Source organism: Modestobacter sp. KNN46-3 (assembly GCF_011039295.1).
The window spans coordinates 1-20,723 of the sequence record NZ_JAAKGN010000032.1 but is presented as its reverse complement, the minus strand read 5'-3'; the positions used below and the strand labels follow the sequence as shown (position 1 = coordinate 20,723).

Annotated in this window: 19 protein-coding genes; 11 read left to right on the top strand and 8 right to left on the bottom strand. The window is 71.3% G+C overall.

Going from position 1 to position 20,723, the window contains the following annotated elements; translation table 11 throughout:
- Window positions 1–13 precede the first annotated feature (13 nt).
- Both G5C62_RS09625 and G5C62_RS09620 read right to left on the bottom strand, forming a co-directional pair.
- Entirely contained in the window at window positions 14–616 is a 603-nt protein-coding gene (locus G5C62_RS09625; RefSeq protein ID WP_164700802.1) for a class I SAM-dependent methyltransferase, read from the bottom strand.
- A 151-nt stretch (window positions 617–767) separates the two neighbouring features.
- Window positions 768–1,427 (bottom strand): catalase, encoded by a 660-nt coding sequence (locus G5C62_RS09620; RefSeq protein WP_277424767.1) that lies wholly within the window; start codon window positions 1,425–1,427, stop codon window positions 768–770.
- A 221-nt stretch (window positions 1,428–1,648) separates the two neighbouring features.
- Between G5C62_RS09620 and G5C62_RS09615 the strand changes: the two genes are divergently transcribed.
- Entirely contained in the window at window positions 1,649–2,518 is an 870-nt protein-coding gene (locus G5C62_RS09615; RefSeq protein ID WP_052091375.1) for a formate/nitrite transporter family protein, read from the top strand.
- 1 nt (window position 2,519) lies between these two features.
- Here G5C62_RS09615 and G5C62_RS09610 read toward each other — a convergent pair whose 3' ends face one another.
- Window positions 2,520–3,068: a DUF1990 family protein gene (locus G5C62_RS09610; RefSeq protein ID WP_081975472.1), complete on the bottom strand. Its 549-nt coding sequence runs from the start codon at window positions 3,066–3,068 to the stop codon at window positions 2,520–2,522.
- Window positions 3,069–3,108: 40 nt separating this feature from the next.
- Between G5C62_RS09610 and G5C62_RS09605 the strand changes: the two genes are divergently transcribed.
- The 4 genes from G5C62_RS09605 to G5C62_RS09590 all read left to right on the top strand — a co-directional run bounded on the left by G5C62_RS09605 (window position 3,109) and on the right by G5C62_RS09590 (window position 9,299).
- Complete coding sequence (locus G5C62_RS09605) at window positions 3,109–3,978, top strand: HipA family kinase (RefSeq protein WP_231558424.1); 870 nt, start codon at window positions 3,109–3,111, stop codon at window positions 3,976–3,978.
- Window positions 3,975–4,370 (top strand): DUF3037 domain-containing protein, encoded by a 396-nt coding sequence (locus G5C62_RS09600; protein WP_036337455.1) that lies wholly within the window; start codon window positions 3,975–3,977, stop codon window positions 4,368–4,370. Before G5C62_RS09605 ends, G5C62_RS09600 begins: the two co-directional genes overlap by 4 nt.
- A 287-nt stretch (window positions 4,371–4,657) precedes the next feature.
- A complete protein-coding gene (locus G5C62_RS09595; protein WP_241175806.1) occupies window positions 4,658–6,769 on the top strand; it encodes a PhoX family phosphatase in 2,112 nt (703 codons plus the stop codon).
- Window positions 6,770–7,067: 298 nt separating this feature from the next.
- On the top strand, window positions 7,068–9,299 hold the full coding sequence (locus G5C62_RS09590; protein ID WP_164700800.1) for a PhoX family phosphatase: 2,232 nt from the start codon (window positions 7,068–7,070) through the stop codon (window positions 9,297–9,299).
- A 55-nt stretch (window positions 9,300–9,354) separates the two neighbouring features.
- On the opposite strand, the gene G5C62_RS09585 is transcribed toward G5C62_RS09590, so the two are convergent.
- The 4 genes from G5C62_RS09585 to G5C62_RS09570 all read right to left on the bottom strand — a co-directional run bounded on the left by G5C62_RS09585 (window position 9,355) and on the right by G5C62_RS09570 (window position 12,963).
- Entirely contained in the window at window positions 9,355–9,663 is a 309-nt protein-coding gene (locus G5C62_RS09585; protein WP_036337459.1) for a 4a-hydroxytetrahydrobiopterin dehydratase, read from the bottom strand.
- Between the two features lie 31 nt (window positions 9,664–9,694).
- Window positions 9,695–10,408 carry a phosphoadenylyl-sulfate reductase gene (locus G5C62_RS09580; RefSeq protein WP_036337460.1) on the bottom strand — a complete coding sequence of 238 codons (714 nt, stop codon included), beginning with the start codon at window positions 10,406–10,408 and terminating at the stop codon, window positions 9,695–9,697.
- 163 nt (window positions 10,409–10,571) lie between these two features.
- A complete protein-coding gene (locus G5C62_RS09575; RefSeq protein WP_206330557.1) occupies window positions 10,572–12,251 on the bottom strand; it encodes a nitrite/sulfite reductase in 1,680 nt (559 codons plus the stop codon).
- A gap of 229 nt (window positions 12,252–12,480) precedes the next feature.
- Window positions 12,481–12,963 carry an Rrf2 family transcriptional regulator gene (locus tag G5C62_RS09570; RefSeq protein WP_231558426.1) on the bottom strand — a complete coding sequence of 161 codons (483 nt, stop codon included), beginning with the start codon at window positions 12,961–12,963 and terminating at the stop codon, window positions 12,481–12,483.
- Window positions 12,964–12,990: 27 nt separating this feature from the next.
- On the opposite strand from G5C62_RS09570, the gene G5C62_RS09565 reads away from it, so the two are divergent.
- From G5C62_RS09565 to G5C62_RS09540, 6 genes are all read left to right on the top strand, one after another.
- Window positions 12,991–13,743 carry an NUDIX domain-containing protein gene (locus G5C62_RS09565; RefSeq protein ID WP_164700817.1) on the top strand — a complete coding sequence of 251 codons (753 nt, stop codon included), beginning with the start codon at window positions 12,991–12,993 and terminating at the stop codon, window positions 13,741–13,743.
- A 365-nt stretch (window positions 13,744–14,108) separates the two neighbouring features.
- Window positions 14,109–15,830 carry an ABC transporter family substrate-binding protein gene (locus tag G5C62_RS09560; protein WP_164700798.1) on the top strand — a complete coding sequence of 574 codons (1,722 nt, stop codon included), beginning with the start codon at window positions 14,109–14,111 and terminating at the stop codon, window positions 15,828–15,830.
- A 246-nt stretch (window positions 15,831–16,076) separates the two neighbouring features.
- A complete protein-coding gene (locus G5C62_RS09555) occupies window positions 16,077–17,066 on the top strand; it encodes an ABC transporter permease (RefSeq protein WP_164700797.1) in 990 nt (329 codons plus the stop codon).
- Window positions 17,067–17,093: 27 nt separating this feature from the next.
- Window positions 17,094–18,050, top strand: a complete 957-nt coding sequence (locus G5C62_RS09550) for an ABC transporter permease (protein WP_164700796.1) — start codon at window positions 17,094–17,096, stop codon at window positions 18,048–18,050.
- An 8-nt stretch (window positions 18,051–18,058) separates the two neighbouring features.
- A complete protein-coding gene (locus G5C62_RS09545) occupies window positions 18,059–19,357 on the top strand; it encodes an ABC transporter ATP-binding protein (protein ID WP_206330556.1) in 1,299 nt (432 codons plus the stop codon).
- The gene (locus tag G5C62_RS09540) at window positions 19,354–20,418 is read left to right on the top strand and encodes an ABC transporter ATP-binding protein (RefSeq protein WP_052091377.1); all 1,065 of its coding nucleotides are present in this window, start codon (window positions 19,354–19,356) and stop codon (window positions 20,416–20,418) included. The genes G5C62_RS09545 and G5C62_RS09540 overlap by 4 nt, the downstream gene beginning before the upstream one ends.
- Window positions 20,419–20,530: 112 nt before the next feature.
- On the opposite strand, the gene G5C62_RS09535 is transcribed toward G5C62_RS09540, so the two are convergent.
- The coding region (locus G5C62_RS09535; RefSeq protein WP_241175805.1) for a PIG-L family deacetylase at window positions 20,531–20,723 on the bottom strand (193 nt) is incomplete at its 5' end.

Genomic DNA, 20,723 nt, shown 5'->3' with positions numbered 1-20,723 from the left:
GCACGTGGCGCGGTCAGGTGTGGGTCGCTGTCCCCAGGATCTGCGGCTTCGTCGGGAGCGGGATGCGGGCGTCGGGGAAGGCGAAGTGCTCGATGCGTTCGATGGTGAACCCGGCCTGCTCGATCGTCGCGGCTGTGTCGCGGGCGGTGTGGCAGCCTCCGCCGAGGATCGGCCAGACCGTGGCGTCCAGTGCGCGCTGCGCCTGCGCCGCGGCGCGCCCGCTGGCGCGCACGTGCTCCCAGAAGAACAGCCGGCCACCCGGCCGCAGCACCCGCCGCAGTTCACCGAGCGCTGTGGCCTGGTCCGGCACGCTGCACAGGACCAGTGAGCTGACTGCAGCGTCGAATGCGCCATCCGGCGACGGGAGCCGATCGGCGACCCCGTCGACCACGGTGATCGGTACCGCCGCACCGGAGGTAGCGGCCTCGGCCAGGGCGCGCAGGCGTGGTTCGGGCTCGACGGCGACCAGCTCGGTCACCGCCGGCGGGTAGTGCGGAAAGTTCGCGCCGGACCCCGCCCCGACCTCCAGAACGCGCCCGGAGATGTCGGCGAGCAGGCGCTGTCGGTGCTTGGCGGCGCCGTGGCGCTCCATCGCAGCCGCGGTGCGTGCGTACATCCAGGCAAACACCGGGTGGCTGACCTCTAGGGTCCCGCGAGGCCGCTCAGCCTTCACCGGGCCCACCTCCTGGTCCGGCGTAGGACGGCTGGCATCACACCGTCACCGTAGGGGCATCGCAGAGTGTCAGTGCGACGCAGACGGGTCGTCACTACCGGCGGTTGGGTTCCAGCCGTGAACGAGCACAAGGGGCTGTCCACGGATACGGAGCTGCCCGAACGCCTCGTTCGGCCCAGGTGTGCAGCGTGACGAAGTCCCAGAACGTGTCGTGCGCCGACTGTGCCGGCGGGATCTCCCGGTCCGGATGCGGCTTCCCGGCGTGGATGATGTCCGAGAACTTGATCGCGTCCTGGATGAAGAAGACTGGCATGTTGTCGCCGACCAGGTCCCAGGTGCCTTCCTTCGTGTAGGACTTCGTCGCGAAGCGGCGGGTGTCGCGCACGGTGTCGGCCGAGCCGCGCGTGCCCAGCACCGTGGAGAACCGGACGAACACCGGCGTCTCCAGGCCCTCCTCCGCCCGCACCGCCGCCCGGGTCACCCCGGCCGCGTTGCCGTAGGCGGTGAAGACGCCGTGCGCCCCGGCGCCGCGGGCGTGCACCACGCGCTCCGGGATCCGCTCGTGGTCGAAGTGCATGATCTTCTCGCGGAGGTGGAAGTCCTCCAGCAGCACCGGCCCGCGGCGTCCCGCCTTCAGCGAGTGGTCGGTGTCCGGGATGCGCACGCCGTTGGGCGTGGTGAGGAACTCGCCGGCCTGGGCGCGGGGGTCCCGCCCCTTCTCGGGGCCTTCGTGGACCACGCCGGTGGCGCTCACGGTGGCCGGGGCGGGAGTGGTCGGGCTGGCGCTTCGGGGGCCTGCGGGAGCTCCTGTGCTCGGAGAACGGGTCGGGGTCCGCTACCCGGTCCTCGGCGGTGGGGAAACGGCGCCCGACGACGTGTGACGTGGTCGGTGTCGGGTGTGGTCGGCCCGGCAGCGGGTAGCCCGGCGCAGGACCGTGGCGCCCGACTGCCCGGCCGTCGTGGCAGGAGAGCACCGTGGGCACCACCCGTGAGGACCTCGGGGAGACCAACCCCTCGAACGAGGAGTTCGGCGACACCGACTCGGCGCGTGAGGAGCTCGGCGACGCCGACGGCGCCACCGAGGACGAGCTGCAGGAGGCCTTCGACGCCATCGTCAGCGACGGGGCGCAGCGACTGCACCGGAACTGGCGCGAGGTGCTCACCACCGGGTTCGCCGGCGGGCTCGAGGTCGGCACCGGGGTGCTGCTGCTCTTCGCCGTCTACGCCGAGACGGGCAGCCACCTGCTCGCCGGGCTGGCCTTCTCGGTGGGCTTCATCGCCCTGCTGCTGGCCCGCAGCGAGCTGTTCACCGAGGGCTTCCTCGTCCCGGTGACCGCCGTGGCTGCCGGTCGGGCCAGCTTCGCGCAGCTGGGCAAGCTGTGGGGCGGCACCCTGGTGGCCAACCTGCTGGGCGGCTGGCTGTTCATGTGGCTGGTCGTCCGGGCCTTCCCGGACCTGCGGGCCACCGCGATCGAGAGCGCCGTCCACTTCGTGGAGTCGCCGCTCGACCTGCAGTCGGCGTCGCTGGCCTTCCTGGCCGGGATCGCCATCACGTTGATGACCCGGATGCAGCACGGCACCGAGTCCGACCCCGCCAAGATCGTGGCTGCGATCGGTGGCGCCTTCGTGCTGGCCGGGCTGCAGCTGTTCCACTCGATCCTGGACTCGCTGATCATCTTCGCCGCACTGCACGCCGGGGCGCCGTTCGGCTACGGCGACTGGCTGGCCTGGCTCTGGTACACGGTCCTGCTGAACATGGCCGGTGGGCTGTTCGTGGTCACCCTGCTGCGGCTGGTCCGCAGCAAGGACATGATCAAAGAGGAGCGGGCGAAGGCAGGGGCCTAGGTCAGCCCTGTCGGGCGGCTCGGCGGATCGCCACCACGTAGCGGTCCAGGGCCAGCCGCTGCGCCCGCCGGCTGACCGGAGCGCCCAGCCGAGCCAGCGGCGTCGCCAGCCGGGAGAACGCCCGCAGCGTGTACACGACGTCGCCACCGGGCTCCAGCGTGACGACGAAGGACTCCTCGCCGCTCTCCGGGTGCCCGGGCAGCGTGCCGTAGCCGAACCCGCGTCGCCGGGGCTCGTCGACCGCCCACACCACCCGGCAGGGGACGTCCAGCCCCAGCCGGCGCAGCCCCGCGGTCATCAGCACGACCGTGCCCGGGGTGCTGGCCGGCCCGTCGGCCAGGACCCGCAGGCCCGCGCCGCGCTGGGCGGCCCAGCGGAACACCGCGGCCGCGGCCCGGTCGAACTCCGCCCGGCCGGAGCCGACGACGGCGGACCGCTCGACGTGGTGGTAGCCGGCGGGCAGCGTCGGGTCCTGCGTGGCCCCGACCTCGGGGTAGGTGAACGGCGCGTCGGCCAGCTGCAGCAGCGTCGTGCGGCGGAGGAGTCCCACGTCGTCAGTGTCCCCAGCCGTGCCCCGGCCCGCCGGTAGGGTGCGCAACACTGTGCTCCCCGCCGTCTCCGCCACCCGTTACGTCACCCCGCTGCGCGAGGGTGGCTCGCTGCCGGGGCTCATGGAGGCCGACGACCTCGGCACCTACGTGGTGAAGTGGCGGGCCGCCGGGCAGGGCGTGAAGGTGCTGGCCGCCGAGGTGGTCTGTGCGGAGCTGGCCCGCCGGCTCTCCCTGCCGGTGCCCGCGCTGGTGACGGTGGACGTCGTCCCGGAGCTGGCGGTGGGGGAGCCGGACCAGGAGGTCCAGGAGCTGCTGCGCAACTCCGCCGGGACCAACCTCGGCATGGACTACCTGCCCGGTGCGCTGGACTTCGAGGCGGGGGCGGCCCAGGTCGACCCGGAGCTGGCCGGGCGGGTGCTCTGGTTCGACGCGCTGATCGGCAACGTCGACCGGTCATGGCGCAACCCGAACATGCTCTTCTGGCACGGGCGGCTGCACCTGATCGACCACGGTGCCGCGCTGACCTTCCACCACAACTGGCCGGGGGCGCCCGCCGCCGTCTCCCGCGCGTACGACGCGGCCCAGCACGCCCTGGTGGAGTGCGACCCCGACGTCCTGGCCGCCGACGCCGCGCTGGCCGCGCAGGTCACCGGCTCGCTGCTCACCGAGGTGCTGGCCCAGGTGCCCGATGCGTGGCTGGAGGGACCGACGGCCGAGGAGCCCGCCGACGAGGTCCGCGCCCGCTACGTCGGCCAGCTGCTGCAGCGCCTGGCCGCTCGTGAGGCCTGGCTCCCCGGCGTCGTCGCGGCCGCTGCGGCGGGAGGGGCGGGACGACGGACCGCGCCGCGGGGGCAGAACCGGCCGACCTGGCTCGGGCCGCCCCCGCCGGAGGGCGTGACCCAGCGATGACCGGCCGGGACACCTTCGAGTACGCGGTGCTCCGGGTGGTGCCGCGGGTCGAGCGTGGGGAGTCGTTCAACGCCGGGGTGCTCGTCTACTGCCGGCAGCGGGACTACCTGGGCTCCCGGCTGCACCTGGACGTCGACCGGCTGCGCGCACTCGACCCGACCGCGGACCCGGTGGCGATCACCGCCGCGCTGCAGGCGGCCGCCGACGTCTGCTCCGCCGCGGTCGGGGCGGGCGCCGCCGGGCGGGAGGCGCTGGGGTCGCGGTTCCGCTGGCTGACCGCGCCGCGCAGCACCGTCGTCCAGCCCAGCGCCGTGCACACCGGGCTCACCGCCGACCCGGACGCCGAGGCCGACCGGCTGCTGCGACTGCTGGTCCTCCCCGTCGAGGTCTGACCTCCTGGCCCGGAGCTACCCCCCGGCTACGGTTCGACACGACACGCCGAGCCGCCCCGCCGGAGTCCCGCGGGTCGCCGAGCATTCGTCTCCCGCTCGCCTGAAAGGTGAGCAAAGTCACTTAACGTCCCCGGTCCGGACCTTCCCAGCCGACCAGAGGACTCCCCATGACGGACATCGCCCCGCCCCGTCGTCGTCTCCTTCTCCCGCTCCTGAACTCCGTCCGCCATGGCAGTCGCACGCACACGACGTGCCACTACAAGTGCGGGAACGCCTGCGATGCTGCGGTGCCGAACAAGTCGGTCAACCCGACCATCGGCGAGGTCGTCGAGTCTGCGTTCAGCCGGCGGACCCTGCTGAAGGCCGCCGGCGCCGGGGCGCTGGTCGTGGCGGTGGGGCCGTTGCGCACCACGCCTGCGCTGGCCGCCGAGAGGCCGGGCGGAGGCTGGCAGCCGCACCCGGAGGCACCGCTCACCTTCGAGCCGGTCGAGCAGAACTTCCTCGACGAGCTCGTCACCGCCACCGGCTACGAGTACGCCGTCGTCCTGCGCTGGGGCGATCCGGTGGAAGCGGGTGCCCCGGCGTTCGACGTCGACAACCAGACGCCGGAGGCCCAGGCGAAGCAGTTCGGCTACAACTGCGACTACATCGGGGTGCTGCCCCTGGACCGGAGCGGGCACCGGGCGCTGATCGTGGTCAACCACGAGTACACCAACGAGCAGCTCATGTTCGCGGGCGTGGCGGACGAGGACGCGCCCACCACCGACCAGCAGAAGCGCATCGCGATGATGGCCCACGGGCTCTCGGTCGTGGAGCTGCACCGGGACGGGGACTCGGGCAACTGGCGACCGGACCCGCAGGGGAAGCGCAACCGTCGGCTGACGCCGGCGACGACCTTCGAGCTCACCGGGCCGGTGGCCGGTTCGGAGTACGTGCAGACCCACGCCGACCCGGCGGGCCGCCACGTCCTCGGGACACTGAACAACTGTGCCGGCGGCACGACGCCGTGGGGCACCACCCTGCACGGGGAGGAGAACTTCAACCAGTACTTCGGGCCGTCGACGCCGTTCGCGGAGGACCCGAGGGAGCCGCGGTGGTCGCGTTACGGCATCTCCACGGAGGAGCCCGGCGGCCGCCGGTGGGACCAGGTCGATCCCCGCTTCGACGTCACCCAGGAGCCCAACGAGCCCAACCGCTTCGGGTACATCGTGGAACTCGACCCGTACGACCCCACCTCCACGCCGAAGAAGCGGACGGCGCTCGGGCGGTTCAAGCACGAGGGGGCCAACGTCCAGATCGCCGAGGACGGACGCGTGGTGGCCTACTCCGGCGATGACGAGCGGTTCGACTACATCTACAAGTTCGTGTCGAAGAAGTGCTACCGGCCCGGCTTCGACCGCGCGTCGCGCGCGCACAACATGACGCTGTTGGAGGAGGGGGACCTCTACGTCGGACGCTTCACCGGCGACTCGCCGCCCGAGCAGATCGACGGCCTCGCGACGTTGCCCGCCGACGGTGAGTTCGACGGAACCGGCCAGTGGCTCCCGCTGGTGAAGGACGGGCAGTCGATGATCCCGGGCAAGTCGGTGCCCTGGGTGCTCACCTTCACCCGGCTGGCCGCCGACCGGCTGGGCAAGGAGCTGGACGCCAACGGCGACTTCCCCGACCCGGCCGCACCCGTGGTCGTCGACCCGTCCCAGCTGCCGACCCGGATGGACCGGCCCGAGGACATCCAGGTCAACCCGGTCAACGGTCGCGTCTACGCGGCGCTGACCAACAACTCGCAGCGTGAGGTCGCCGACGAGCCCAACCCGGTGTCCCGGTCCTTCGCCTTCGACCTCGAGGACGGCACCTACGAGGAGCGGGCCGGCAACCGGAACGGCCACGTGCTGGAGTGGCTGGAGACCGACGGGATCGCCGGGGACGACTTCTACTGGCGGGTGTTCATTGTGGCCGGTGACCCGGAGACCCCCGGGACGTACTTCGCCGGCTACGACAAGAGCCAGGTCAGTGCCCTGTCCTGTCCGGACAACCTGGAGTTCGACCCGGCCGGCAACCTGTGGATCTCCACCGACGGGACCGTGCTCTCCACGAGGAACCGGGAGGTCGGCACGTACGCCGGGACGAACGACGGGCTCTTCGCCGTGCCGACGGCCGGGCCCGAGCGCGGGCACCTCAAGGCGTTCCTGACGGTGCCGATCGGTGCGGAGTGCAGCGGGCCGCTGATCACCCCGGACGTCCGCTCCGTGTTCGTCGCGGTGCAGCACCCCGGCGAGACCCCCGGATCGACCCGGGAGGCACCGTCCAGCACCTGGCCGGACCGGTTGGCCGAGCGGCCGTTCCCCCGGCCCAGCGTGGCGGTCGTCTTCCGGACCGACGGCGGTCGGATCGGCAGCTGACCGGCTGACGCAGGGGCCCGGCCGCACACGGCGGCCGGGCTCCTGCTGCGCTCTGGCCGCTGGACTCCCAGGCCGCTGCGGCCCACGTCGACCCGGAGCCGGCCGGACGGTCGCTGTGGTCCGACGCGCTGATCGGCGGCCACCTCGGGTCGCCGGCGGGAGTGCCTCGGCGCGACACGCCCGGTCGTCGCCGGGGCCCCCACCGGTCACCCTCGCTTCTGCTGCCGTTCACCGGCTGGGTGGGCCGCCCTTCCTAGCGTCCGGGTCGGACCGTCCACCCGACCAGAGGACCCCTCCCATGACGGACATCGTCCCCGCCCGCCGTCGTCTGCTGCTCCCGCTGCTGAACTCCGTCCGGCACGGCAGCCGCAGCCACACGACGTGCTACTACAAGTGCGGCAACGCCTGCGACGCCCCCGTGCCGAACAAGACGGACAACCCGACCATCGGCGAGGTCGTCGAGGGCGCGTTCAGCCGGCGGACCATGCTGAAGGCAGCCGGGGCCGGAGCCCTGGTCGTGGCGGCCGGTCCGCTGCAGGCCGCCCCGGCACGGGCCCATGAGACGGACCTGCTGAACTGGCGGCCGGCGCCCAACGCGCCGCTCACGTTCGAGCCGGTCGAGCAGAACCTCCTCGACGAACTGGTCACCGCCACCGGCTACACCTACGGCGTGGTGATGCGCTGGGGCGACCCGGTGCTCCCGGACGCCCCGGACTTCGACGTCGACAACCAGACGCCGGAGGCCCAGGCCATGCAGTTCGGCTACAACTGCGACTACATCGGGCTGCTGCCGCTGGACCGGAAGGGGCGGCGGGCGCTGCTGGTGGTCAACCACGAGTACACCGACGAGCAGCTGATGTTCGCCGGCGTGGCCGACGAGGAGGCGCCCACCACCGAGGCGCAGAAGCGCATCGCGATGATGGCCCACGGGATCTCGGTGGTGGAGCTCCGCCGGGAGGGCAACTCGGGCAACTGGCAGCCCGACCGGAGGGGGAAGCGCAACCGCCGCATCACGGCGGTGACGACTTTCGAGCTGACCGGCCCGGTGGCCGGTTCGGAGTACGTGCAGACCACTGCCGACCCGACGGGCCGGCACGTCCTCGGGACGCTGAACAACTGCGCCGGCGGGATGACCCCGTGGGGCACGACCCTGCACGGGGAGGAGAACTTCAACCAGTACTTCGGGACGTCGACGGTCATCACGGAGGACCCGCGGGAGCCCCGGTTGTCCCGTTACGGCATCTCCACCGACGAGCTCCCCGGCCGCCGCTGGGACGAGATCGACCCTCGCTTCGACCTCACCCAGGAGCCCAACGAGCCGAATCGCTTCGGCTACGTCGTGGAGCTCGACCCGTACGACCCCACGTCCACCCCGAAGAAGCGCACTGCCCTCGGTCGGTTCAAGCACGAGGGGGCCAACGTCCAGATCGCCGAGGACGGGCGGGTGGTCGCGTACTCCGGCGACGACGAGCGGTTCGACTACATCTACAAGTTCGTGTCCAAGGCGCGCTACCGGCCCGGCATCGACCGAGCGTCGCGGGCGCACAACATGACCCTCCTCGAGGAGGGCGACCTCTACGTCGCGCGCTTCACCGGCGACTCGCCGCCCGAGCAGATCGACGGACTCGCGACGCTGCCCGCCGACGGTGAGTTCGACGGAACCGGCCAGTGGCTCCCGCTGGTGAAGGACGGGCAGTCGATGATCCCGGGCAAGTCCGTGCCCTGGGTGCTCACCTTCACCCGGCTGGCCGCCGACCGGCTGGGCAAGGAGCTGGACGCCAACGGCGACTTCCCCGACCCGGCCGCCCCGGTGGTCCTCGACCCGTCCCAGCTGCCGACCCGGATGGACCGGCCCGAGGACATCCAGGTCAACCCGGTCAACGGCCGGGTCTACGCGGCGCTGACCAACAACTCCCAGCGTGAGGTCGCCGACGAGCCCAACCCGGTGTCCCGGTCCTTCGCCTTCGACGTCGAGGACGGCACCTACGAGGAGCGGGCCGGCAACCGCAACGGCCACGTGCTGGAGTGGCTGGAGACCGACGGGATCGCCGGGGACGACTTCTACTGGCGGGTGTTCATCGTGGCCGGGGACCCGGAGACCCCGGGGACGTACTTCGCCGGCTACGACAAGACGCAGGTCAGTGCCCTGTCCTGCCCGGACAACCTGGAGTTCGACCTGTCCGGCAACCTGTGGATCTCCACCGACGGGAACGTGCTCTCCACCCGGAACCGGGAGGTCGGCACCTACGCCGGGACCAACGACGGGCTCTTCGCCGTACCGACGGCCGGACCGGAGCGCGGTCACCTCAAGGCGTTCCTGACGGTGCCGATCGGTGCGGAGTGCAGCGGGCCGCTGATCACCCCGGACTCCCGCTCGGTCTTCGTGTCGGTGCAGCACCCCGGCGAGACGACCGGGTCGACGCGTGAGTCGCCGTCCAGCACCTGGCCGGACCGGTTGGCCGAGCGGCCGTTCCCCCGGCCCAGCGTGGCGGTCGTCTTCCGGACCGACGGCGGTCGGATCGGCAGCTGACCAGCTGACGCAGGAGCCCGGCCGTACAGCGGCCGGGCTCCTGGTGCGTCACGCCCTACGCGGTCTCGCCCGCGTCGTCGAGGTGCACATCGGCTCGGCGGGCGAACTCGACGTCGAGCTCGGTGACGCCGTCCACCGAGTGGGTGATCAGGTGGACGGTGAGGTTGCCGTAGCTGATCTCGACGTCGGGGTGGTGGTCCAGCTCCTCGGCGACGTCGGCCAGGGCTGTCACGCACCGGGCTGCGCTGCGGAAGTCGATCCCCTTCACCCGGCGGTGGATGCCGTGGACGTCCCCCGCCCACTCGGGCAGCTCCTCCAGGGCGTCGGAGAGCTCGTCAGGGTTCAGCAGGATGCGGCGGGCCATGTCGGCAGTGTGCTCGCCGGGTCCGACAGGATCAGGTGTGCAACCCGCACTCGACCTTGTTCTTGCCGGCCCAGCGGCCGGCGCGCGGGTCCTCGCCCGGGGCGACCGGGCGGGTGCAGGGCGCGCAGCCGATCGAGGCGTAGCCGATCTCCGACAGCGGGTTGACCGGCACCTGGTGCTCGGCGACGTAGCGGTCGACGTCGTCCTGGGTCCAGGCGGCCAACGGGTTGACCTTGACCATGCCGCGCTTGGCGTCCCAGTCGACGACCCGGGTGCCCGTCCGGGTGGCCGACTCGTCGCGGCGCACGCCCGACCCCCAGGCGGTGAAACCGGCCAGCGCCTGCGCCAGCGGCTGCACCTTGCGCATAGAGCAGCAGAGGTCGGGGTCGCGCTCGAAGAGCTTCGGCCCGTGCTCGGCGTCCTGCTCGGCGACGGTCAGCAGCGGCTGGACGTTGTGCAGGGTGATCGGCAGGACGCCGGTGATCCAGTCGCGGGTGCCGATCGTCTCGGCGAAGTGGTAGCCCGTGTCGAGGAAGACGACGTTCACGCCGGGGACGGCGCGGCTGGCCAGGTGCGCCAGCAGCCCGTCGGCCATCGAGGAGGTGATGGCGAAGGAGTCGCCGAACGTCTCCCCGGCCCAGGTGAGCACGGCCAGCGCCTGCTCGACCGGGTCGCTGATGCCCTCGAAGCGCGCATCGGCCTCGGCCGCGAGCTCCGGCGTCGGCGTGGTGATCGCGATCGTCATGGGTGCTGCACCCCCGTTCCGGTCAGGCGCAGGGTGAAGGTGCGCAGGCAGGCACCGCAGTGCCAGCCGGTCGCGTCGTCACCGTGCGGGGTGAGGTCTTCTTCGCCGCAGTACGGACAGTGGAACGGTGGCAGCTGTCGCGTCCTTCCGGACGTGCTGTCTGTCACACCAGCCACTCGTCGTCGGCCCGTGCCACGTAGGCGGCGAACCGCTCGCCGGGCTCGCGGCGGTCGAGGTAGCCGCGGAGCACCCGCTCGCAGTAGTCCGCGGTCTCCTCCTTGGTGATCTTGTGGCCGCGGAACTTCCGCCCGAACGAGGCGTCGACACCGAGGTGGCCGCCCAGGTGGACCTGGAAGCCCTCGACGCTCTCACCGGCGGCGTTGCGGACGATCATGCCCTTGAAGCCGATGTCGGCCGTCTGGAACCGGGCGCAGCTGTTCGGGCAGCCGTTGACGTTGATCCCGATCGGCTCGTCGAACTCCGGCAGCCGGCGCTCCAGCTCGGCGTAGAGCTCCTGGGCGTGCTGCTTGGTCTCGACGATCGCGAGCTTGCAGAACTCCAGCCCGGTGCAGGCCATGGTGCCGCGGCGGAAGGCGCTCGGGCGCACGAGCAGGTCGTGCTCGGCCAGCGCGGCGACCAGGTCCTCGACGCGGGCGTCGGGGACGTCGAGGATGACCAGCTTCTGCTGGGTCGTGGTCCGGATGCGCCCGCCCTGGGTGCCGTACTCCTCGGCGAGGTCGGCGATCCGGGTGAGCAGCGTGCCGCTGATCCGGCCGGTGCGCAGCGCGAAGCCCAGCGCGTTGTTGCCGTCCTTCTGCTTGCTGACCCCGACGTGGTCGCGCTGGTCGTGCTTCGCCGGGGCCGGGACCGGGCCGTCGGGCAGTTCGGCGTGCAGGTACTCGTCCTGCAGCACCTGGCGGAACTTCTCCGGGCCCCAGTCGGCCATCAGGAACTTGATCCGGGCGTGGTTGCGGGACCGGCGGTAGCCGTAGTCGCGGAAGATCGAGGTGCAGCCGGCCCAGACGTCGGTGACCTGGTCGGGGCGGACGAAGACGCCGATCCGCTTGGCGAACATCGGGTTGGTGGACAGACCGCCGCCGACCCACAGGTCGTAACCGGCCTCGCCGGCGGAGTTCACCACGCCGACGAAGGAGACGTCGTCGATCTCGGGCTCGGTGCAGTGGTCGACGCAGCCGGACATCGACGTCTTCCACTTGCGCGGCAGGTTGCTGAACGCCGGGTCGCCCAGGTACTTCGCGACCGTCTCGGCCAGCACCTCGGAGGCATCGATCACCTCGTCGGCGAGGATCCCCGCCATCGGGCAGTTCAGCATCACGCGCGGGACGTCCCCGCAGGCCTCCATCGTGCTCAGGCCGACCGACTCGAGCCGCCGCCAGATCTCCGGCACGTCCTCGATCCGGATCCAGTGGTACTGGACGTTCTGGCGGTCGGTGACGTCGGCGACGTCCCGGCCGAACTCGGTGCTGATCCCGCCGAGGACGCGCAGCGCCTCACTGGTCAGCGCACCGCCGTCGATGCGGGCCCGCATCATGAAGTAGGAGTCCTCGAGCTCCTCGGCCTCCAGCACGGCGGTCTTGCCGCCGGGGATGCCCTGGGCACGCTGGGTGTACAGCCCCATCCAGCGCATCCGCCCGCGCAGGTCGCCGGGGTCGATGCCGTCGAAACCGGTGTGCGCGTAGATGTCCAGGATCCGCTGGCGCACGTCCAACCCGTCGGAGTCCTTCTTCATCCGCTCGTTCGGGTTCAGCGGCTCGCGGTAGCCCAGCGCCCACTGACCCTGTCCGCGGACGGGGCGGTTGCTGCTGCGGGTGGGGGTCGACACGTCAGTCGTTCTCCTCTGCGCCGGCACGCGAGCGTGCGCGACGCGGCCGGGTGTGGGTGCAGCAGGGAGGCTGCGGGGGAGCGGGCCGTGGTCAGCGCGCGGCGCGACACGCGGCGCTGGAGACCCGCGCCAGGTCGACGTGCAGGCGCTCCACGAGGAGCGCGCCGCAGTCCGTCACGGCTCGATCGTGCCACACCGAGCCGACTCGTGTTCCCGTCCGCACTCGCGGTCAGTCCGCGGCCGGGACGCCGAAGGAACGCCATGCACTGTCCAGCTCGATCATCTCGGCCACGTGCGGCGGCATGGTGCCGGCGACGACGTCGGCCAGGGTCACGTTCTCCAGCACCCGGCGGTAGGACTCCCGGGCCGCCACCCACACCGAGGCGAGCGGCCCGGCGGCGCCCGGGTACTCGACGTCCTCGGGGCGCTGCCCGTGCACCTCGGCGAGGAAGCCCTGCTCCACCCGCATGACCCGGGCGACGGAGATCTCCGACGGCGGCATCGCCAGCCGGTAGCCGCCCTCGCGGCCGCGCTGGCTGGTCACCAGCCGGGCGTGCTGGAGGTCGCCGAGGATGGCCTGCAGGAAGCGGGCCGGGATGCCCTGTGCCTGGGCGATCCGCTCGGAGGTCAGCGAGTCGGGTGCCACGGCGGCCAGTTCGACGGCGGCGCGGACTGCGTAGTCGACCCGGGCGGAGATGCGCACGACGTCCATCCTGCCGTGTCTGCGACGCTGCTCCCCGTGTTCCAGCTGCGGTTCACCACCTTGGTGGAGGCGCCCCTGGCCGTCGCCTTCGACGTCGCCCGGTCCCTGGGGCGGCCGTGGCCGCACGCGTTGCAGGAGGTCGTCTCCGAGCGGCCCTGGCGCGACGTGCACGTGGTGGCGCCCGGCCGCGGCTGGCGGACCCTGGTCCACACCCGTTCCTTCACCGCCACCGCGGCCGGCACGCTCGTCGAGGAGCAGGTCGACGCGGAGGCCACGCTGCCGGGGTGGCTGGGTCGGCTGGTGCCGCGGCGCCGGGTCGCGCGGGCGATGCAGGCGCACCTGGACGCCTACGCAGCGGCGGCCGCCCGGCGGGCGCAGGAGGTCACCCAGGTCGTCGGTGCCGCGCTGGTCGACGACCGGCAGCGGGTGCTGGTCGCCCAGCGGGCCTCGGGGCCGCTGGCCGGGCTGTGGGAGTTCCCCGGCGGCAAGGTCGAGCCCGGGGAGCCCGAGGTGTCGGCGCTGGTCCGGGAGTGCCGGGAGGAGCTCGGTGTCGGGATCGCGCCCGAGGCGTTCCTCGGGGAGGTGCCGCTGGACGGCGTGGTCGCCGGCGGCGTGCCGGGCGCCTCGACCCTGCGCCTGTACGGGGGCCGGATCACCGCAGGTGAGCTGGTCGCCCACGAGCACAGCGAGCTGCGCTGGCTGGGGCCCGACGAGCTGGAGGACCTGGCCTGGATCCCGGCCGACCGCCCGCTGCTCCCCGCTGTCCGCGACCTCCTCGCCCGCGGGTGACCCTCCGGCCCCGGGTGGGGCCGCCGGCAGCGGCGCGCACGCTGCGTGACCACGGCAGAACAGCGCCATGATCACGTTGTCCGGGATGCACTTCCGACGACCGGAAAGTCTGCGGCCGAGGCCGTCGTATTGCCACGATGTTCCAGGTCCTCAGCGATGGTCGTTTGCACAGGTCACAAAATGATGACGGCCGTGGACGGCCTCTTCCAGCTCTGCCTAGGGTCTGGCCGTTGCGCTCGTCCGAAAGCGTCCCGACAGCTGGATGACAGTGCGTGTTCATGTAGGTGCCCAGTCCGCCGGGCGATCCCCGGTCGGTCAGACCTGATCGTTCCCCCCGCTCCTGCGGGTCGAGGAGGCAAGCGAACGTGAAGTTGAGCAAGCGCACATCCATGCTCATCGCAACCGGGCTCACCGGTGTGATGGCGCTCTCGGCGTGTGGTGGTGGCAGCGACGACGGCGAGGGTGGCGGCGAGGCCAGCGGCGGCTCGGGTCGCGTGGTCTTCGGTGAGTCGACCGACTTCCCGGAGAACCTCTACCCCAACATCGCCGCGGGCAACGCCACCTCGGTGGCCAACGTCCTGATCCGGGTGCTGCCCTCCGCCTACCACGTCCAGCCCGACTTCACCGTCGAGTACAACGACGAGCTGTTCACCAGCGAGCCGGCCCTCGAAGAGACCGACGGTCAGCAGGTGAACACCTACGAGATCAACCCGGACGCGGTCTGGAGCGACGGCACGCCGATCACCGCCGACGACTTCGAGTTCACCTGGCGGGCCAACCGCAGCGGTGACCCGGCCGACGAGGGCTGCCCCGCGGTCCTGTCGACCACCGGCTACGAGCTGATCTCCTCGGTCGAGGCGGGCGAGGACGAGAACACCGTCGTCGTCACCTACGAGACCCCGTACGCCGACTGGCAGGGCCTCTTCGAGAACATCCTGCCGGCCCACCTCATGGACGCCGACGACCCGGCCGCGGTGTGCGAGACGATCACGGCGGGATGGCCGATCGCGGAGGGCCTCCCGGAGAACATCTCCGGTGGTCCGTGGCAGGTGTCGAACATCGACGCCGGCGCGCAGGTCATCGTGCTGACCCCCAACCCGGAGTGGTGGGGCGACGGGCCGAACCTCGAGCAGTTGATCATCCAGAACATCGGCAACGACCCGACGACCGCCGTCCAGGGCCTCTCGTCCGGTGAGCTCGGGGTCATCTACCCGCAGCCGCAGCTCGACCTCGTCGAGCAGGTCCAGGCCCTCGAGCCGAACGTCGAGAGCGAGATCAACTTCGGTCTCACCTTCGAGCACGTCGACCTCAACACCCAGGACCCGCACCTCGCGGACCCGCTGGTGCGCCAGGCGTTCGCGATGGCCCTGGACCGCGAGGAGATCGTGGACCAGACCGTCGGGCAGTTCTCCTCCGACGCGCAGGTGCTGAACAACCGGATCTGGCTGAACACCCAGCCGGAGTACCAGGACACCGCGCCGGACGAGGTCAAGAGCCAGAACGTCGAGATGGCCCGCCAGCTGCTGGAGCAGGCCGGGTACACCGCCGGGCCGGACGGGTTCTACACCCACCCCGAGCGCGGGCCGCTGGACATCCAGATCGACACCACGGAGAACAACCCGCTGCGGCAGACCACGATCGAGGTCATGATCCCGCAGCTGGCCGAGGCCGGGATCAACGCGTCGTTCAACGCCAACCCGGACATCTTCGCCGGTGCCGAGCAGCCGACCTCCCTGGAGGGTGGCGGCTTCCAGGCGGCGCTCTTCGCCTGGGTGGGCAACCCGTTCGTCAGCTCGACACAGTCGATCTACGGGTCCCCGCAGGGTGACAACATCCAGCAGAACTACAGCCGGATCGGCAACCCCGAGATCGACGCGCTCTTCGCCGAGCTGGCCACCGAGCCGGACCGCGAGCGACAGGCCGAGCTGGGCAACCAGATCGACGCCCTCCTCTGGGAGCAGATGGCCACCATCCCGCTCTACCAGAAGCCGACCTTCATCGCGTACCAGTCCTCGATCGAGGGTGTGCAGGACAACCCCACCGAGGCCGGTCCGCTGTGGAACTCGGAGACCTGGACGATCGAGTGACCTGCAGCGCCACCCAGCACGGCTGAGCACGACGCAGCACGGCTGAGCACCACCTGAGCACGACCGCACCACCCGGACCGGCGCCGCCCTCGGCGGCGCCGGCCACCGGCTGCCGTGGCCCCCGGGGAGACCGTTCCCGGGGGCCACGGTGCGTCCGGACCCAGCACGACCTGCGCGGGTCCGGTGAAGGCACGCTGAACTGGTCGTTCGACCGGACGGCTTCCGCTCTCGGCGTAAGGTCACCACATGTTCTTCTTCACGATCCGACGTCTGCTCGCGTCGGTCCTCGTGTTGCTGGTCAGCTCGTTCCTGGTGTTCGCGCTGTGCGCGGCGAGCTTCGACCCGCTGGAGAGGTACTACACGCAGAACCCCCGGCCGCCGGAGTCGTTCTTCAACAACCTCCGCGAGACGCTGGGCCTGAACGACAACTTCTTCGTCCGGTACTGGCGCTGGCTCTCCGGGGCGGTCACCGGCGACTTCGGCGAGACGATCAACGGCACACCGGTCGTCGACCAGCTCTTGCCGCGGCTGCTGGTGACCGGCCGGATGATCATCGGGGCCATCGTGATCGCCATCCTGCTGGCGATCATCGTGGGGGTCATCGGCGCGGTGCGGCAGTACAAGGCGTCGGACTACACCTTCACCTTCATCGCGTACATCCTCATCGCCCTGCCGACCTTCTGGTTCGCCGCGCTGCTCAAGGAGTACGTCGCCGGCGGCGTCAACGACCTGTTCGGGCAACAGCTCCTGTACACGATCGGTGAGGAGACCCCGGGGTTGTCGCTGTACGCCTCCGGCTGGGAACTCTGGTCCGACCGGCTCGGGCACCTGGTGCTTCCCACGGTCAGCCTGGCCGCGCTGTCCTTCGCCGCGTGGAGCCGGTTCCAGCGGGCGGCCATGCTGGACGTGCTGGGGTCGGACTACATCCGCCTGGCCCGGGCCAAGGGGCTCACCTACCGCCGCACCGTGGTCAAGCACGGGCTGCGCAACGCGCTGATCCCGCTGACCACGGTGGTCGCGCTGGGCATCGGCACGCTGTTCGGCGGCGCGGTCATCACCGAGACGGTCTTCGTCTGGCACGGCATGGGCGAGTACCTGATCAGCAACGGCATCCGCCAGGAGGACATCAACGTGGTGCTGGGCTGGCTGCTGGTCAGCGCCGTCTTCATCGTCGTCTTCAACCTGGTCGCCGACCTCCTGTACGCGGTGCTCGACCCGCGCATCCGGCTGTCCTGACCCGGCCCCGCGAGAAGGAACGAGCCCATGGCCACCACTCAGACCACCACCGGACCCGTGGTCCCGGCGACCCCCGGCACCCCCGAGGGCGGCGGGGTCGAGCGCGAGTTCACCGTCAAGGCGCGCAGCCAGCGCCAGCAGATCGTCGGCCGCTTCCTGCGCAACAAGGTGGGCATGACCGGGCTGGTCATCTTCCTGCTGCTGCTGGCCTTCGGGTTCCTCGGCCCGCTGGTCACCGGAGTCGACTACGCCGACCAGGACAGGGAGTTCCAGTCGGTGCCCCCGGGCACCGCGGGCTACCTGCTGGGCAGCGATGCGATCGGCCGTGACCTGATGGCCGGGATCATGACCGGGGTCCAGCGCTCGCTGTTCATCGTCCTGCTCTTCGTGGCGATCGCGCTCCCGCTCGGCCTGCTGGTCGGGGCGCTGGCCGGGTACTTCGGCAAGTGGGTCGACAGCCTCCTGATGCGGCTGGTCGACCTGATCCTCACCGTGCCGCTGCTGGTCGTGCTGATCGTCGTGGCCAGCAACTTCCCGGGCTCCCGGACTCCGCTGGGCGTCGGGATCATCCTGGGGCTGTTCGGCTGGCTCGACCTCGCCCGGATCGTCCGCAGCCAGTTCCTCTCCCTGCGCGAGAAGGAGTACGTGGAGGCCGCGCACGCGATGGGCGCCTCGAACGTGCGGATCATCTTCAAGCACCTGATCCCCAACGCGCTGGGGTCGCTGATCGTCTGGACGACGCTGGCCGCCGCCACGGCGATCATCCTCGAGGCCTCGCTGACCTACCTGGGCTTCGGTGTCAACGGCGCCAACCAGACCTCGCTGGGGCGGCTGGTGTCCGACGGCGTCCAGGCGGCGAGCACCCGCCCCTGGCTCTTCTACTTCCCCGGCATCACCCTGCTGATCATCGTGCTGTCGATCAACCTGATCGGCGACGGGATCCGCGATGCCTTCGACCCGAGCAACCGCCGCGTGCGGGCCTGAGGAGCTCCATGTCCACGATCGGGACCACGGGCCCCACCACGTCCGGTGCCACCTCCACGGGCACCATGAACCAGGGCCGGACCACCAGCCTCCCCGGCTTCGACCCCAACGCGCCGCTGCTGGAGGTCACCGACCTCAACGTCCGGTTCCCCACCGAGGACGGCCTGGTCCACGCCGTCCGCGGCGTCGACTACTCGCTGCGCTCCGGTGAGGTGCTCGGCATCGTCGGCGAGTCCGGCTCCGGCAAGTCGGTGACGTCGCTGGCGGTGATGGGGCTCCTGCCCGGCTCCGCCCGGGTCACCGGCTCGATCAAGTACCGCGGTCAGGAGCTGCTCGGGCAGAGCGACCGCAGCATGTCGCGGATCCGCGGCAAGGGCGTCTCGATGATCTTCCAGGACCCGATGACGTCGCTGGACCCGGTCTACAAGGTCGGTGTGCAGATCGAGGAGACGCTGCGCATCCACGACAAGTCGCTGTCGTCCAAGGCCGCGGAGGCGCGGGCGGTCGAGCTGCTGGAGCTGGTCGGCATCCCCAACGCCGGCGACCGCGTGGACGCCTACCCGCACGAGTTCTCCGGCGGCATGCGCCAGCGGGTGGTCATCGCGATCGCCATGGCCAACCAGCCCGAGGTGATCATCGCCGACGAGCCGACCACGGCTCTCGACGTCACCGTCCAGGCGCAGATCCTCGAGGTGCTGCAGACCGCCCTCCAGGAGACCGGCGCCGCGATGGTCATGATCACCCACGACCTGGGTGTCGTGGCCGGGATCGCCGACCGCGTGCTGGTCATGTACGCCGGGCGGCCGGTGGAGATCGGCAGCGTCGAGGACATCTACTACGAGCCCCGGATGCCGTACACGCTCGGCCTGCTCGGCTCGCTGCCGCGACTGGACTCCGCGACCCGTGAGCGGCTCACCCCCATCCAGGGTGCGCCGCCCTCCGTGGTCAACATGCCACCAGGCTGCCCGTTCGCGCCCCGCTGCCCGCTGCACATCGCCGAGTGCGACGAGGCCGAGCCCGAGCGCTTCCAGGTCGGCCCCGGTCACACCGCCGCCTGCATCCGCACCGAGGAGGTCGCCGCCGCCCACGGGCGGGCCGCCGACATCTTCAGCGAGTCCGCCGCCGACACCACCCTGACGGGCGCCCCGGCCCCGGCCGGAGTCGCCGACGCCCAGAGCGACCTGGACGACGACGGCCCCGCCGTCCCGCCCGGCGACCAGACCGCACCCCGGGCCGGTCTGAGCGACGCCGGCACCCAGAGCGTCGTCAGCGGCCCGCCACGCCCCACGAACGGAGACCGGGCATGACCGCCCCCACCACCCAGCGGCCTGCCGACGGCGCGCCCGACCGCGGCGAGCCGATCCTGTCGGTGCGCGGCCTGGAGAAGCACTTCCCGATCAAGGGCGGTGGCCTGATCAAGCGGACCGTCGGCGCCGTGCGTGCCGTCGACGGCGTCGACCTGGACCTCTACCCCGGTGAGGTGCTCGGCCTGGTCGGTGAGTCCGGGTGCGGCAAGTCCACGACCGGGCGCGCCATCCTCAACCTCCAGCCGGCGACCGGCGGTTCGGTGGTCTTCGAGGGCCGGGAGATCGTCGGGCTGAACCGCAAGCAGATGCGCCCGCTCCGCCGGGACATCCAGCTGGTCTTCCAGGACCCCTACGCCTCGTTGAACCCGCGGCTGCCGGTCTTCGACATCGTCGCCGAGCCCATGATCATCCACGGGCTCACCAAGGACGAGGCCGACCTGCGCTCCCGGGTGAAGGAGCTGGTGGAGACCGTCGGGCTGAACCCGGAGCACACCAACCGGTACCCGGCCGAGTTCTCCGGCGGGCAGCGGCAGCGCATCGGCATCGCCCGTGCACTGGCCCTGCAGCCCAAGGTGCTGGTCCTCGACGAGCCGGTGTCGGCGCTGGACGTCTCGATCCAGGCCGGCGTCATCAACCTGCTCGAGGACCTGAAGAGCAGCCTGGGGCTGAGCTACCTGTTCATCGCCCACGACCTGTCGGTGGTCCGGCACATCTCCGACCGGGTCGCGGTCATGTACCTGGGGCGGATCATCGAGATCGCCGACCAGGAGGAGCTGTTCAACCGCCCGGCGCACCCGTACACGCAGGCGCTGCTGTCGGCGATCCCGCTGCCCGACCCGCGCCGCGAGCGCGCCCGGCAGCGGATCATCATCACCGGCGACGTCCCGAGCCCGGCCAACCCGCCCTCGGGGTGCCGGTTCCGCACCCGCTGCCAGAAGTTCGCCAACGAGCTCACCGACGGCCAGCGCGAGCTGTGCCTGACCGTCGACCCGAAGCTCGAGGACCGCGGCGCCGGCCACCTCAACGCCTGCCACTACGCCGAGGTCAAGGCCGTGTTGTGAGGTCGCGGTCCGGGGAGATCACACCGCGGCCAGCTGCCGTCCTCCCGCAGCACTGACTGTCCCCCCGCACCAACGCTGGTGCGGGGGGACAGCCAGTGATCAGGTCACCTGATCACTGCTGGGCGGGCCGTGTCGGCGGCCAGCTGGGCGAGCTCGGGCACCAGCACCTCCCCCTCCTCCCCAGCGTGCAGGTGAGCAGGGTGACGTGCACCCCCTCGGCGACGTACCGGGCCATCGTGGCCCCGTTGTTGATCGTCTCGTCGTCGGGATGGGCGTGCACGAGCATCAGCCGGCGTGGAGCAGTC